Genomic DNA, 16,278 nt, shown 5'->3' on the forward strand with positions numbered 1-16,278 from the left:
TTAATCTTTTTATTTTTGAGTTGGCATAATGCGGAAATTATCTAAATATATTTCCACATCAGTATCATCAGGACAGTTAGGATAAGTTATATAAAGATTCAAAACTTCATCATGTCCTTCAATAAAATCTTCCCATATATTTTCTTCCACAAGTGATTCCAACGGGATACTGCATTGCATCCACTTGCCTATTTCTGTTTTTCCTGTGAAAGCACTGACTGGAACATAACCACTTAAGGCAAAAACACCTTCGCCATTTCCTTCTCCCATTGTAATCTGGATGACGGGACCTTCCATTTCCTCACCTAAATAACATTCGAACTGCAACTCCAATTCTGAAATTCTTGTGTTGCCCTGTATTACACTTGAGCTTGGCCATACAGGTTTATTGAGTACTTGTTGCCACCACCATTGTGTAGAAGAATCTATAGTTCCTTTCATACCTGTACAGTTTCCGGTAGAGGTGTAAGGAGGCTCAGCGGTATTAGCTACCAATATTCCCAGATTTGCTCCGCTCCAGTTTGGATCAAGTCCACCCTTTCCGTCGTAATCTATTATTACGTTTTCCAGAGGATAGAAGTTACCCATTTCGGCAGTGCCCCCTATGGCTTCCACTGAAATCGTGCCAGAACATGTAGGTGCCGAAGGCATTGTGAAAGTAGCAGAATTTAATGATTCCGACACTTCTATGTCTTCTTGAGGGATAGTAATTTCATCATTAATCCTGATTTCTGATATATTGATAAAGTTCTTGCCCACTATAGTCACTTCACTTCCTACGACAGGCATAGTAGAACTAATGTCTGTAATTTCAGGCTTAGGGCCATCATAAACGAATTCAATACTTGCATCACTCGTATAACATTCCATAATGATGTAACCATTTTTCATTACGTCAGCTGCGGAGAATGTGACTATGTCATGTTCAGCACTTACCTGATAGTCAGTGATCGGCATTGTCACTTCAACAGAGTCTTTAGTAAAGTAAATCCGTTTGATTTCATAAAAGTTTTCTCCAACCAGGCTTATCTCATCTCCTGGATAAATCGGGTAAAAGGCTGATATATAGGAAATGACCGGTCCGGGTGAAAGCACATGCATCGGATACGTGGCCACCCCATGGTCTGTTTCAATACGTAACTCTGACGGAATATCCGGATTCGGTCCGGACAGTTGAAAATCTTCATCGGATGGCACAGTAATAATCAAACTGGTAGAAGTACCATAGTTAGCATTAAAACTAATTTCCTGATTATTTATATATACTTTTTTCACACCATCAAGATTCTCTCCAACAACTACAATCATCGAGCCTGGACTAACATCGGTAAAAGTGCTGTCCGCCAATGCAGGATCTGTCACACGCAAATAGTGTATAACAGGAATCCTGTCAGTTCCTCCTTCTTCCTTACAAGACGGAGTTATTACAATGGATGCAAATATTGCCAGAAACAATATCAAGCATCCCGAATTTCTTATTATATTTTTCAGTTTTCTCATGGCTAATGAAATTATTCGTTAAAATTATAAGGAACAGGCTCTTCCTTCAGCAATGGATTTTGGATAACGTCAGATTCCGGATAAGGGAAAAATATATCATCATCCGCGATATTGATTTCAATTTGCGGTTCTTCATATACTCCTTCCTGAAAAGTTCCTGTATAGTCTTCTGTACCGAGAAGTAATCGTCCTGCCAGGCCTTCATCTCTCTTAACTACAGTAGCCCGTTCTCCACGTTTCTGATTATTAAAATATACCAGCATGTAGTCCGGTTTCCAGCAATACCACGATACCATGTCGTACCAGTTACAATATTCCATACAAAACTCAACCCTGCGCTCACGTATTATATCCTCGAAATCAATGGAAGTTTTTTCCCAGTCTCCATTCCCGTTGAACGCACGGTAACGTACTTTGTTAAAATACTCCAACCCCGGTCCTTCTGTCAATCGTTCGTTGTTTCCCAAACATGCTTCTGCATATGTCAGATATACGTCTGCCAGACGCAGAATATAAGTATTGAGTGGAGAGTTCATAGACTGTACGTATCCATCGTTGTCATCGTCAGGACCTCCGACAACTCCTTTCTTTATAGGCGCACCTGTATATGTATAGGTGTATCCACCGTCAGAAATACAAATATATGGATAATATGTTCCTTGAGTAAAGAAAGTAGCATTCCTACGCAATGTGTCCCCCGGCTCCTCGTTATATATTTCCAGCATCTCTACACTGGCCGCATAGCTGCTCCATACGTTCACGCCTCCCGTCACTTCAGTAGAAAACGCAAGGTCTGCAAACAAGGTGTTGCATACGCCCCATTCACCCAGAGGCACCCACTGCATGGCTAGTAGAGACTCTTCATTATTGTTCTGTTTATATTTGAAGAGGTCTTCATAATTTGGCAGCAATTCCAAACCACTGTTATCACATACGTCAGCTGCATATTGTTTTGCAAGTTCCAGATCGGCATTGTCACGCTGTCCTCCTTTCTTCCATCCGGAACGCGCCAGATAGGCTTTAGCCAGCATTCCTTTAGCAGCCCAACAAGTGGCACGTCCAGGTTGGTCTCCTTTTTCAGGTAAGTTTTCAGCCGCATAAGTAAAGTCATTTATAATGAACTGGAATACATCTTCTTCACGATTCAACGGAAGAACAGGATTATCCACCACTTTCTGATTGTCTTCAATAAGGATTACAGGTCCCCATGCGCGCAACATATAGAAATAGGCACATCCTCGCATCAAACGCGCTTCGGCAATAGCTTTCTTTTTCGCCTCTTCGCTTACATCTCCGGTCGTTTTTTCTTTTACATCCGAAATAACAGAATTCGACATGGTGATTACAGAATAGAATGATTTCCACGCTGCGGACAGAAGTTCGTTAAGAGCTGTCACTTGAAAGGTCGTAAATTCCGGACTTCCCCACGGGCTATACATATCATTGGCACGTCCGCTTCCAATGGGAACAATAGCACGCTGGTTATAGTCGAACCATGCACGGTTATAAAGTGGTGCGGTAGCCGCTTCCAATGCTTCGTCAGAAGCATAGAAGTTTGCATCCGTATAAGAGCCTTCTGGTGTCCTGTCAAGGAAACTATCACTACACCCTGTCAGTATTCCGGCCATAAGGACAAGACCTGATAATATTTTGATTTTACTTTTCATTGCTGTAATGTTATTAAGGTTAGAAACTCAGATTCAGTCCGACAGTATAGATACGCTGTGACGGATAGCGCGCGTAATCCACACCACGGAGCAATACATTATAATTATATGCTCCAACTTCAGGGTCATATCCCTTGTACTTGGTAAAAGTAAACGCATTTTGTATGTTCATATATACACGCAGGTTTTCAATGTGCCATTTACGAGTCCATTTTTGCGGGAAAGTATATCCCAGCGAAATGTTCTTTATTCGCAGATATGAACCATCTTCAACAAAACGACTACTCATACGATTGTTGTCGTTACCATCTGCAGTATTAAGACGCTGAACTGTAGCCGATTCCGGATTAGAAACATGTACATTCCAAATTTCCTCCGGCTGCGCCGGGTCAATCAGTTCTACATGTGCTATGCCTGTAGCTTCCTTAAGCAGGTTACTGTTACGCATAGGATTAGTAAAATCCTGACGGAACAAATTTACAAGCTTGTTGCCATACACACCATTGATAAAGATGTTCATGTCGAAGCCCTTATAAGTAAAAGTATTATTGAAACCGTAAGAGAACTTAGGCTCAGGATTTCCAAGATATGTACGATCCTGTTCGTCAATAACTCCGTCACCATTCAAATCCTCAAAGATATAGTCACCTACCCAAACTTCATCTTTTGCTATATGCTGATTCTCCGGAAGCGCAACCGGAAGTCTATTACCATTTTTATCAAGAAGGAAGTTTCCGTCTGCGTCACGTTGATAAAAATCACTTTCCTCCTTGAACATACCTATAACCTTATATCCATAATATTGTCCTACCGGTTGTCCAACTGTAGAATAAGTAAGTGTCTGTGCGCCATCAATTGTTCCAGACAAGCCTGCCGTTTCTGTATAAAGTTTTGTTATCTTGTTTTTATTAAATGAGATGGTAATTCCGGTTCTCCATGTGAAATCCTTTTTGGATATATTGACCGTATTCAATGTGAACTCTGCTCCCTTATTCTCCATTGCGCCTGCATTTACCCATGGTGACTGGATTATTCCAGTAACATATGACGGTAACGAAGCCTGCATAAGCAGATTATCCGTGTTCTTTAAATAAGTATCAAAAATGAACTCAACCCGATTGTCGAAAATATTCAAGTCTATACCTGCGTTCCATGCTTTGGTTTCTTCCCATTTCAGTTTGTCGTTAGGATAGTTTCCAGCATAGAATCCGGTTCCCCAAATACTGGCAGCCGATGCCATAGTTACTCCGTAAGCATAGCTTGAAGCAGATTGATTACCTACAAGTCCCCATCCCAATCTCAATTTCAAATTGTTAAGCCATTTCACGTCTTTCAGAAATTTCTCGTTATTTATTTTCCATGCAAGTGCCATTGATGGAAATACGCCCCAACGGTTTGCCGGACCGAAACTGGAGGAACCATCTCCACGTACAGTGAAAGTAGCCAAATAGCGGTCGTCATATCCGTAATTCAATCGTCCATAATATGATTCAATAGCTGAAGAACCTCTTCCACTACTGTTTTTGGCGGTTGAAGAATCACCCATATTCAATTCATGAATAGTATTGAACAGATAATTGTCGCGGCTTGCATAAAGAGTTTCATAACTATTTTCCTGAGCCTCATGACCTGCCATGACGGAAATGTTATGTTTCCCGAATGTGCCATTGTATGTCAGATAAGTCTTTAATGTCCAGTTCGAGCCATTGTTTGCGCCGCGGCTTCCTGTAGATGACTGTACATAATGTCCGTAGTCATACGATGGGGTATATTGATAAGTATTGCTGTAGTAATAGTTTCCTGCATATTCAGCACGGAACACCAGTCCTTTCCATAATGTCACATCTGCAAAAAAGTCAACATACATCTGCAATCCCCTGTTATAGTTTTCACGCATGAGTGCTTCTGCTACAGGGTTAGAGAAATAAGTACCATACATATTTTCTGCCTGTGCTCCCCAGCTTCCATCCGGATTTCGTGCAGGAGTATCAGGCAACTGTTCTATGGCAGTACGGATGATATTACCGCTGTCTATCGTATTATTCTGTGTAGTTTGCGCCACAGAAGCTCTCAGACCTGTTGATAACCATTTCGTTATTTTATTGTCCATATTAACACGAGCGGAGAAACGTTCAAAATCCGACCCGATGGCGATACCTTCCTGCTGCAAATATCCGGCAGAAAGAGAGTATTTCACATTGTCGTTTCCTCCAGAAATATTCAACTGGTGATTATGCATCGACGCATTCTGGAAGATTTCCCCCTGCCAGTCTGTTCCTTCACCCAACAGGCTGATGTCTGCAAATTCCGCACGTTCGCCGAAGCCGATTACTTCCGCACGCAGATTCTGATATTCGGCATATTCGCGCAAGTTCATCACCCCAAGTTTTTTCGGAAGTTGCTGCAAACCGTAATATCCTTCATAAGTGATACGCGTCTTTCCGGCCTGTCCCTGTTTGGTAGTGATAAGTACCACACCATTAGATGCACGCGAACCATAAATAGCCGTAGCTGATGCGTCTTTTAATATTTCCATAGAAACAACATCCGAAGGGTTAATGGATGACAATACACTGGAGTTTGAATCATTGTTACCGGAAATCGCCACACCGTCTATCACGTAAAGCGGTTCATTTCCATTCAATGAGTTAATACCTCGGATACTAACGGATATACCTCCACCCGGTGTTCCGGAATTTTGTGTAACTGATACTCCGGCTGCCTTACTCTGCAATGCCTGGTCCAACGAAGTGACAATGGATTGTTTTATCTCATCCTCACCTACTGATACCACTGAACCTGTAAGATCGCTACGCTTCATAGTTCCGTATCCCACTACAACGACTTCATCCAAAATCTCAGAGTCTTCCTCCAACTCCACGTTTACTACCGTTTTTGAAGCCTTCACTTCTTGAGACTTAAAACCGATATAAGAAAAGACAATGGTTTCATTGGATCTTGCCTGCAATGAATACCTTCCTTCAAAATCCGTAATAGTTCCTACCTGAGGCCTCTCTTTAACTTGGACACTCACGCCTATTAACGCTTCACCATCTGTTCCCGACGTTACAACTCCGGTAACAGTCCTTTCTTGCAAAACTTCTGCAAAAGAGAATTCCACCCCCACAATACATGATACGATAAATATCAATGCGATGCGGTAACTGTAAAAGTTTTTGCAACATTTTAGAAACTCGTTTCTCATTTCAGTTTATCATTTTAAAAATTAACAAATTAATATTTTTACATTAATACAAATATCAATCAACCAAAATCATCATATTGCAAAAGTAAAGAAAATAAGAGAACACGAACTTAAAACGTGTTTTACGAATATGGCATGTTTGTTAATGTAAAGTACCCGTATGTTACCACACATGGTATAAAATGTTACCTGTCCTCGTCAGAATACCGTACAGACAGCATTTTTATCAAAAAACAGGATTCTATCACCCCAGCCTTACAATATATATAATCATGTAATACCATCCCATAATAAAACATGTTTTATATATACATAAAATATGTCTTGTGCTTTCATTTTCTATAAATACAACTTATGTTTTTATAAATACAAGTTATATTTATAAAGATACAAACTATATTTACATATATATAGCTTATATTTACAGAATGTGATTAGGAAAGATGGAATTTTCAACTATACATACAAATTTATTCTAAACACATATACAAACTATATTTCAGATATTGTTTAAACAGCATTTGAATAGTATTTAAACAATGTTTTAACAGCATATGAAAACCGATAACGAATACCGGTTACATATTATACTGTCATTGATAACATTTTGGCAATATAGCATAACAAACACCTGTGCTACAGTTACGATTTGAGCCCATAATTAAAATATTATATTCAATAACTTTGCAATAGTGATTTTTGAATTATTTTTGTTTAATCGTTAAACATTTTTTATTATGAGAAAGACTTTAATGTTTGGCCTTGGACTGGCAACAACTTTGCTGGCCACGTCTTGTACAAAAGAAGAGAATTTCAATCAGACTCAAGGCATCGTGTTCAGCAGCTCTATCAGTTCGCGTGCCACAGACACTTCATTCGAGGGAAATGACAAAATTGGTATTTCCATGACTCCTGGGAATACTACAAACGTCCTTTACTCTACAGAAGACGGAACAAATTTCACATCTGCTACTCCTATAACCTATGGAATGGCAGGTAATGTTGAAACAGTTGACTTCACTGCAGTATATCCGTACAAGGAAGGTTCTATCAGCAATAGTGTTTATAATTTTACACTTTCCACAAGTCCAGAAACACCGTTGACTGAAAATGACGTGATGCTTGCCTCAGCTACAGAAATATCGGTGGGTTCTAAGAATGTAAACCTTAACTTCAAACACAAATTGGTAAAAGTAGTAGTTCAACTGTCTGACGCTAACGGTCAAGCCATAACAGGCGCACAACTGAAGATAAACAACCAACAGTTAGCTGGTTCTTTAAATCTAAGCGATGCAACCGTTACTTCTACAGATGCTGCTGATGACGAAATGCCTTTTGCAGCCAATGCATCCATTAGCGGACAATACCAGACAATAGTTATGCCATCTGCTCCTGTGCAAGGACGTTACATAGAGGTTAGCCATGAAGGAAAAACTTATACGCTTCCTGTAGATAACCAAGAATTTATTTCTGGGAAAAAACTTACATTCACGGCAACACTTAATGCCGATGGAATCGCAGAACCTGGTAAACCTATTACAGTAATTCCATCTGTATCCGACTGGGAAGCAGAAAAAATAGAATCTGGATGGATTCTGACAGGAGAAATCAGCGTAGTTGGTAAAAACGCAAAACAGTTGGCAAGCAATATCCAATTAAATAGTGACGAAGCTGTAGTTATCAATAACTTTACAGGAACACTGAATGAGGATGATATCTACTGTATTTCATATACACGTGCAGGCGGCTCGACATTATCAACAGATATTACAGCAGCAAATATTACAATCACTCCTGCAGCTGGAGGGACTGGCATGACTTACACTTTACCTGCCGGACAAGCAGAAGGAAAACTTCTGATTAAGGTTGGCAAAAACACCAGTGGAATAAGTATAACTACTACTGATAGCGGTATTACTTTGAGTGACGTTACTGTATATACATCGTCTGATAATGTCACTATTCCTATTACATTATGGGAAGGAAATGCTACTTCCGATACTAATTGGCCTTATTCAATTACCAATTTCACCATAGAGGAAAATCATCGTGAAACGCTCAAAGTCGGAGCCAAATTGTATATTTATTATACTAAAACGAATCAAGAAAATGGAATAACCATCAACTTTGATCCATACACAAATGGAAACTATGGAACCGCCGGACCATCTATTTACGACGGATACAATGGGGAAGACTGTGGCGACTATATATCAATTACCGTATTGACGCCATTACTTGAAGCTATACAAGGCAATAATTATATTGTGGGACTCACAGGAAGCAATTGCACGCTTACTAAAATTTTGTTGGTTCCCGCATCCGAAGATGAAACAGTAAGTGAAAACCTTTTATGGAAAGGTACAGGACCTTACATGTATAGCATATGGCAACATTTAAATATATGGTTACCTAAAAATATATCAGTCGATGGTACCATACGCGTTTATTTCAACTCATCACCAGAGACAACTCTACAAGGAGCAATATTGACATATGTAGGTGGAGATAATCCTTATGATCAAGACGTTGTACTCCCTGCTACAAACATTAGTGCCAATTCCACGTCAATAGACTTCGTAATAGATGAATCCATTATGGAAAATTTGGAATCAAAAGCGATTAACAAGAATTCCGTCAGTCTGATTGATAATCTTAACAGCGGACTTGTAATCACCAGCGTAGAATATATCCCCGCTCAATAAAGACAAATATTTTTTTATTGTGGTAAACTCTTGATATTTTTCACTTGCCGGTCTATGAGGAATTGTAGGGAAATTCAATACCTCACAGATTCCGGCAAGTAATTTTATAGGCATCACCAAATTAATCAAAACATCTTGAATGAAAAGACATATACTACTTTTAAAACTATGTATATTTATTTTAACTATAAATACATGGCCGAATATACACGCTGAAACAAAGGCGAAAACTCCTTATGAAACAGCCAAAGAATTGGGTTTAGGATGGAACTTAGGCAATCAACTTGATGCTTTTCAAGACGGGAAAGCACAAGAAACAGTATGGGGAAATCCACCTGTGACACAAAAATTCTTCTATCGTTTGGCCGAAGTTGGATTCACCTCCGTACGTATCCCAATAACATGGGTAGGACATTTTGGTGAGGGTCCTGAATATAAAATTTCGGACAGTTATATGAACCGGGTAGCAGAAGTTGTAAACTACGCAGAGAATGCAGGCTTAAACACAATTATAAACATACACCATGACGGAGTGGAAAGTTACTTCTGGCTTGACATCAAAAATGCAGCACTAAACGAAGCAATAAACGATACTATTAAAAACATGATAAAGTCTATATGGACTCAGATAGCAAACCGTTTCAAGGATAAAGGTGATTTCCTTATATTTGAATCAATGAACGAAATCCATGACGGTAAATGGGGATGGGGAGCGAACCTTAACGACGGTGGACGCCAATATGCTGTTTTAAATGAATGGAATCAGGTATTCGTAGATGCGGTACGTTCCACAGGAGGAAATAACGCAAACCGTTTTCTGGCAATACCTGGCTATGCCACCAATATAGATTTGACAGTAAAACACTTCAAATTACCTAAAGACAAAACTCCCAACCGACTGATGGTATCAATCCACTATTATGACCCAATGGATTACACAATGGGAGATATTTATTCAGAATGGGGACATACAGCGAGTCAGGATATGAAATATAAAGGAATGGATGAAGAATATATGCAGGAACAATTCAAGTCAATAAAATCAACTTTCATTGACAATGGTATTCCTGTTTATATAGGAGAAATGGGATGCAAATACCGTGAGGATAAACGTTCTGAAAGTTTTAGAGAATATTTTCTGGAATATCTATGCAAGGCAGCCAAAGAAAACGGTATGGCTCCATTCTATTGGGACAATGGGAAAGACCGCTCATGCATTTTTGACCGGTCTAACGGGAAACTGGTACATAACGGGAAACGTGTGATAAGACTTATGAAACGCGCTGTTTTTACAGACAAGAAATCATATACACTCCAAACAGTTTATGAAAACGCTCCACAATAGTCTTAATAAAACAATATAGGAATAAATTTGTTAATAAATTTTTTATGCGATGAAAAAACTATTATATTCTATCATTATGCTTTTGTTTGTTTCTTGTAGCACAAACGAGAAAAAAACAGATGTGATGTCCGTTGAATCTCCGAAAGGAACAAATGTATTTCAGGACAACTGGGAAAACATAGCCGAGAATTACCATTTCCCTGAATGGTTCTCTGATGCCAAATTTGGAATATTCATCCACTGGGGGGTATATTCAGTCCCCGCATACGGAAGTGAATGGTACTCCAGAAATATGTATCAGAAAGGGTCTGACGAATATAAACACCATATTGAGACATATGGCCCACAGGACAAATTCGGATACAAAGATTTCATACCGATGTTCAAAGCCGAGAAATTCGATGCAGATGAATGGGTGAAATTATTCAAAGAGGCAGGTGCAAAATACATAGTGCCGGTTGCGGAACATCATGACGGTTTCGCCATGTATAATAGCGAACACAACCCATGGAATGCAGTTAAAATGGGCCCCAAAAGAGATATTATAGGTTTATTGAAAAAAGCTGCGGAAAAAGAAGGGATAATATTCGGATTATCCAGCCACAGACTTGAGAATGCATGGTTCTTTAACGGTGGTATGGAATTTCCATCTGATGTACAGGATACTACAATTACACTATATGGTAAGCGTTCAGAAAAAGAAGTGTATTCAGACGAAGTATGTATAGACTTCCTTATACATACACATGAACTTATTGACAAATATCAACCACAGCTTATATATTTCGACTGGACTGTAAACAAGATACCGGAATATTTTAACAAATTCCTTGCATATTATTACAATTGTTCGTTAGACTGGGGCAAAGGTGTTGTTGTTAACACAAAGCATGGCTATCCTACAAACATACTGGTTGGAGACGTAGAACGTGGAAAACTAAATGAAATGAGAAAATATCCATGGCAGACTGACACCTCAATAGGTAAACATTCATGGGGATATGTAAACGGAGAAGAAAATAAAACTCCTGACCAGATAATACACGACCTAGTGGATATAGTAAGCAAGAACGGCAATCTTCTGTTGAATATAGGACCACACCCTGACGGAACTATTACGGACGAACAAAAGCAAGTACTGCTATCAATAGGTAAATGGTTAAAGATAAACGGTGATGCCATATATGGTACACGTTGCTGGATTAAGTCCGGTGAAGGTGAATCAAAAGGTACTTCCGGTTCATTTTCAGACAATGAAGCAACAAAATATAATTGCCAAGACATACGTTTTACCACTAAAGACAACACTCTATATGCCATCACTTTAGATTGGGGCAAACAAGTAATGATAAAATCTTTGAACAAGGATGTTGTACGTGATGCAAAGATTCTTAACGTGGAAATGCTCGGTTCTGATGAAAAAATAGCATGGGAACAAACAGACAAGGGCCTCTTAATAACTTTCCCTTCCCAAAAGCCATGCGAAACCGCATATTCATTTAAAATTTCTTTTGACAAAAAAGTAGGTGAAGGATTAGAATCCGAAATGATTGATATACCATTCAAACATGGATAAAAACATGGATTTATTAATTTAATTTGTTGATGTATATGTTTTGCCCGGCTTAAATTATTTTTAAGTCGGGCAATTAATTATATATAGTTGTTACGATTTTGGTTTTTTGCTTACTTTTTATTTCTTTTGTAAAATAAAAAAATAAATTGATTTATATGAAAAGATTGTCTTTGGTCATATTATGGCAGATTATATTCGTTTCTTTGTATTCGCAACCTTTCAATTTCAAACACCTTGAAGTGGCTGACGGATTATCCAACAATTCAGTTTATGCCATATTGAAAGACAAAGACGGTTTTATGTGGTTCGGAACCAACGCCGGACTGAACCGTTTTGACGGATATACATTCAAGGTTTTCCGTCATTTACATGATGATAAACATTCACTTCCTGACAATTACGTAAAAGAAATAATAGAAAGTCCCAATGGAAATTTATGGATAAAAATGGGGACAGGATACACTATGTTCGACAAAGCGACCAACCAGTTCAATAACGATACCAAAAGTTTTATGAAAAAACTAGGCAGCAATGGTTTACCTGAATGTATTTATGTAGATTCAAATGAACAGACATGGTTTTTTGTAGGATGGGAAGGTTTTTATCGCTATGACAAAAATAATAATACAAAATTCGTTTCATTATATAACTTTGGATTGCCTGAATTTGGTGTCAGCGCTATCAATGAATGTAACGATGGAATTTTATTCCAATACAACAACGGAATACTTGTCTGCATTGACCCGTCTGAGATGAAACCTAAATGGATAAAGGATGAAATATCTCTTCAAATGAATGGAAAACAAGCATTTTATTCATTATTCGTAGATAAAGAACAGTGCATTTGGATTTCCAATAATTCAAATTTATATGTATATGATACAGTTTCAGACGAATGGAGACACGATTTGGAAGAACCATGGAAAAGTCAGAATGATATTATACATTCAGTTTCACAAGATAATATTGGCAGAATATGGGTAGGCAAAGACTACGGAGGCATAGATGTTTTTGATAAAAAAACTGGTCATTTAACAAATCTTGTAAATGATAAAAATAATACCCGCAGTTTATCACATAACACCGTTTACAAAATATATACAGACAAATATGGAACAACATGGATTGGAACATATAAAAAAGGTATTTCATATTATAGCGAAAGTATGTTCAAATTCAACATGTATGAACTTGGTGATATTACATGCGTAGAACAGGCCGATGATAAGCATGTGTGGTTAGGAACAAATAATGATGGACTACTTTTATGGAATATCGAAGAGGCGAAAGTAAAAAAACACTACAACTTTACCTCACCCATAGTTTCACTATTAAAGACAAGTGATAACAGATTATGGATAGGCACATTCAACAATGGTCTGTACAGTCTTGGTATAAAAGGATTAACCAAATACACAGTAAACAATAACGGGTTATTGGGCAATAACGTGTGGTCTATGGCAGAAGCTGACGGAAAGCTATGGATAGGTTTCTTAGACGGAGGAATCCAATATATTGATATGAAAAGCAACAAACTTACCAAGTACGATGAAATAAATGGGATGGTACCATCACTATGCGTAACAAAAGACAATATCCTTGTAGTAGGAAAGTCACAATTAGCTTTAGTAGATTTGGGAACACTCAAATTAAAAGAGACAATCAGAAATACATCTTTAAGCGGACATGGTGTAAGTCAGGTATATAGTGACAGCCGTGGATTAATATGGATAGCGACAAACGAAGGTCTTGAAATGTATAACAGAAAACGTCACGCAACTACAAATTTTACAGAAACAACAAATGCAGAAGGCGAAGTCATATCGGGTATAACAGAAGATAATAATCACGATATCTGGGTTACATCTACACGTCACATGATCCACATAAAGGTATCAAAAGATGCAAACGGAGAATATGTATTCGAATCACACATTTACAATGAGAAAGACGGACTACAAAACTGCGATTTCAATCTAAGGGCAATTAAGACATTGAAAGACGGTACAATTATTGCAGGAGGACTTTATGGACTAAACACATTTAATCCTGATAAAATACATTATAACACAATACCTCCTAAAATAATGTTTTCCGAATTATATCTGTTTAATCAGAAGATTGAAGCTGGAGTAGAATACAATGGCAATATCATACTGACCAAAGACATAAACTCAACAAGAAAAGTAGAACTTAAAAATACACAAAATATATTCTCATTAGAATTAAGTTCAGACAATTATAATCTACCAGAAAAAACATGCTATAAATACAAAATGGAAGGTATAAATGATGAATGGCTTACATTGCCTGTAGGATTAAACAGGCTTACATTCACAAATTTAACCCCGAAAAAATACATTTTAAATGTAAAAGCCATAAACAGCGACGGATATGAAAGTATAGAAACTGCAAAACTGGAAATCGTGGTACATCCTCCTTTCTGGTTATCTTGGTGGGCATATTCATGTTATACCTTAATAGCAATATGTATATTGTTATCAGCACGTAAAATGATTTTAAAACGTGAGCGTGAAAAATTCCGTTTACAACAAATAGAACAAGAGGCTGTAAAAAATGAAGAAATAAACCAAATGAAGTTTCGTTTCTTTACAAATATCAGCCATGAGCTTCGCACTCCTCTGACATTGATTATATCACCATTAGAAGACTTGTTGAAAAGTACAAAAGATGAATCACAAAAATCAATGCTCATGCTTATATACAGAAACGCACAACGCCTACTGATACTTGTAAACCAGCTACTTGATTTCAGAAAAAGTGAAATGACAGGACATACTCTATCGTTATCAGAAAGTGATATCGTAGCATATATTCGCGAAGTATGTAACTCATTTCTGTTAATGGCAAACAAAAAACATATTCAGTTCTTTTTCTTTTCAGGAATAGACAATTTCCATATGGCATTCGATGCTGATAAAATAAGTAAAATAGTTACTAACTTACTTTCAAACGCATTTAAGTTTACACCTGACGGCGGACGAGTAACTGTCATGATAGAACACATTGAGGGAACACAGGAAATGCTGGAAATAAAAGTATCAGATACAGGTATTGGTATCCCAGACTCTGAGAAAGAGCATATTTTCGAACGATTCTATCAAGCTGGACATAAAGGAATTGAAGAAAGTACAGGTAGCGGTATAGGACTTAGCCTGGTACGTGATTTTGTAAACTTACATGATGGAAGTGTAGAAGTATTCGACAATATAGGGACAGGAACAGTTTTTGTAATACAACTTCCTGTAAAACATGTAGACTTAATATCGGAACATATTGTCAGTGCTGTTGAAAATACAAATGAAAAAAATAATGAAGATACAGAAAAAGTAATAGAGCAAACAGACCGTAGAGACTTCCCATTAATACTAATAGTAGATGATAATGAAGATTTCCGTATTTTCATGCAACATAGTTTAGAATTACAATACAATGTTGAAATAGCATCCAATGGAGAAGAAGCATGGGAAATGATACAACAGAAACGCCCTGATCTTATTATAAGCGATGTAATGATGCCTGTAATGGATGGCATAGAACTATGCAAACTAATAAAAAACAATCAGCCAACAGCACACATACCTGTAATATTACTAACTGCACGACAAGCTGTTGAATCAAAAGTTGAAGGCTTGGAAATAGGTGCAGATGATTATGTAACCAAACCTTTTAACATGACGGTATTGACATTACGTATCAGGAAATTGATTGAGTTAAGTCATTACAAACAAATATCACACTCAACAATAGATCCTACGCCAAGCAACATAGTAATAACATCATTAGATGAAAAACTAGTAGAAAAAGCTATTAAATACGTAGAAGACAATATATCTAGGAGTGAACTTTCAGTTGAAGAACTTAGTAGCGAACTTGGAATGAGTAGAGTACATCTGTATAAAAAGTTATTACAGATAACTGGAAAAACGCCAATAGAGTTTATACGTACAATCAGACTGAAAAGAGCAGCTCAATTATTACGCGAAAGTCAGTTATATGTATCCGAGATTGCCTATGAAGTAGGATTTAACAACCCCAAATATTTCAGCAAATATTTCAAGGATGAATTTGGAGTTTTACCTTCAGCATATCAGTTAAAAGAGAAAAATAACAAATAATACCCTTGCATGAAACAAACAGACCTCTGAGGAACAAGATAATACCCTTGTATAAAACATTATAAATCTTAACTCCTAACAATAAACAGTATTTTTGCATATGAGAAAAGTTTTATAGAATTAACTAATTAAATACTTGGG

At 37.6% G+C, this 16,278-nt stretch carries 7 protein-coding genes; 4 read left to right on the forward strand and 3 right to left on the reverse strand.

Features of this window, described 5'->3' with window-relative positions:
* Positions 1 to 9: 9 nt before the first annotated feature.
* From NW213_RS13500 to NW213_RS13510, 3 genes are read right to left on the reverse strand one after another with little or no spacing between them, the layout of a single operon-like run.
* Positions 10 to 1,500: a glycan-binding surface protein gene (locus tag NW213_RS13500; RefSeq protein ID WP_258323093.1), complete on the reverse strand. Its 1,491-nt coding sequence runs from the start codon at positions 1,498 to 1,500 to the stop codon at positions 10 to 12.
* Between the two features lie 11 nt (positions 1,501 to 1,511).
* Positions 1,512 to 3,167 carry a RagB/SusD family nutrient uptake outer membrane protein gene (locus NW213_RS13505; protein ID WP_258323094.1) on the reverse strand — a complete coding sequence of 552 codons (1,656 nt, stop codon included), beginning with the start codon at positions 3,165 to 3,167 and terminating at the stop codon, positions 1,512 to 1,514.
* Positions 3,168 to 3,186: 19 nt separating this feature from the next.
* The gene (locus NW213_RS13510; RefSeq protein WP_258323095.1) at positions 3,187 to 6,372 is read right to left on the reverse strand and encodes a TonB-dependent receptor; all 3,186 of its coding nucleotides are present in this window, start codon (positions 6,370 to 6,372) and stop codon (positions 3,187 to 3,189) included.
* A gap of 737 nt (positions 6,373 to 7,109) precedes the next feature.
* Between NW213_RS13510 and NW213_RS13515 the strand changes: the two genes are divergently transcribed.
* The 4 genes from NW213_RS13515 to NW213_RS13530 all read left to right on the forward strand — a co-directional run bounded on the left by NW213_RS13515 (position 7,110) and on the right by NW213_RS13530 (position 16,137).
* A complete protein-coding gene (locus NW213_RS13515) occupies positions 7,110 to 9,077 on the forward strand; it encodes a fimbrillin family protein (protein ID WP_258323096.1) in 1,968 nt (655 codons plus the stop codon).
* 139 nt (positions 9,078 to 9,216) lie between these two features.
* Complete coding sequence (locus tag NW213_RS13520; RefSeq protein ID WP_258323097.1) at positions 9,217 to 10,422, forward strand: glycoside hydrolase family 5 protein; 1,206 nt, start codon at positions 9,217 to 9,219, stop codon at positions 10,420 to 10,422.
* 49 nt (positions 10,423 to 10,471) lie between these two features.
* Positions 10,472 to 11,998 carry an alpha-L-fucosidase gene (locus NW213_RS13525; RefSeq protein WP_258323098.1) on the forward strand — a complete coding sequence of 509 codons (1,527 nt, stop codon included), beginning with the start codon at positions 10,472 to 10,474 and terminating at the stop codon, positions 11,996 to 11,998.
* Between the two features lie 155 nt (positions 11,999 to 12,153).
* Positions 12,154 to 16,137, forward strand: a complete 3,984-nt coding sequence (locus NW213_RS13530; RefSeq protein ID WP_258323099.1) for a hybrid sensor histidine kinase/response regulator transcription factor — start codon at positions 12,154 to 12,156, stop codon at positions 16,135 to 16,137.
* Positions 16,138 to 16,278: the final 141 nt, after the last annotated feature.

The sequence above is a fragment of the Bacteroides sp. ET336 genome (assembly GCF_024733815.1).
GTDB lineage: Bacteria > Bacteroidota > Bacteroidia > Bacteroidales > Bacteroidaceae > Phocaeicola > Phocaeicola cellulolyticus.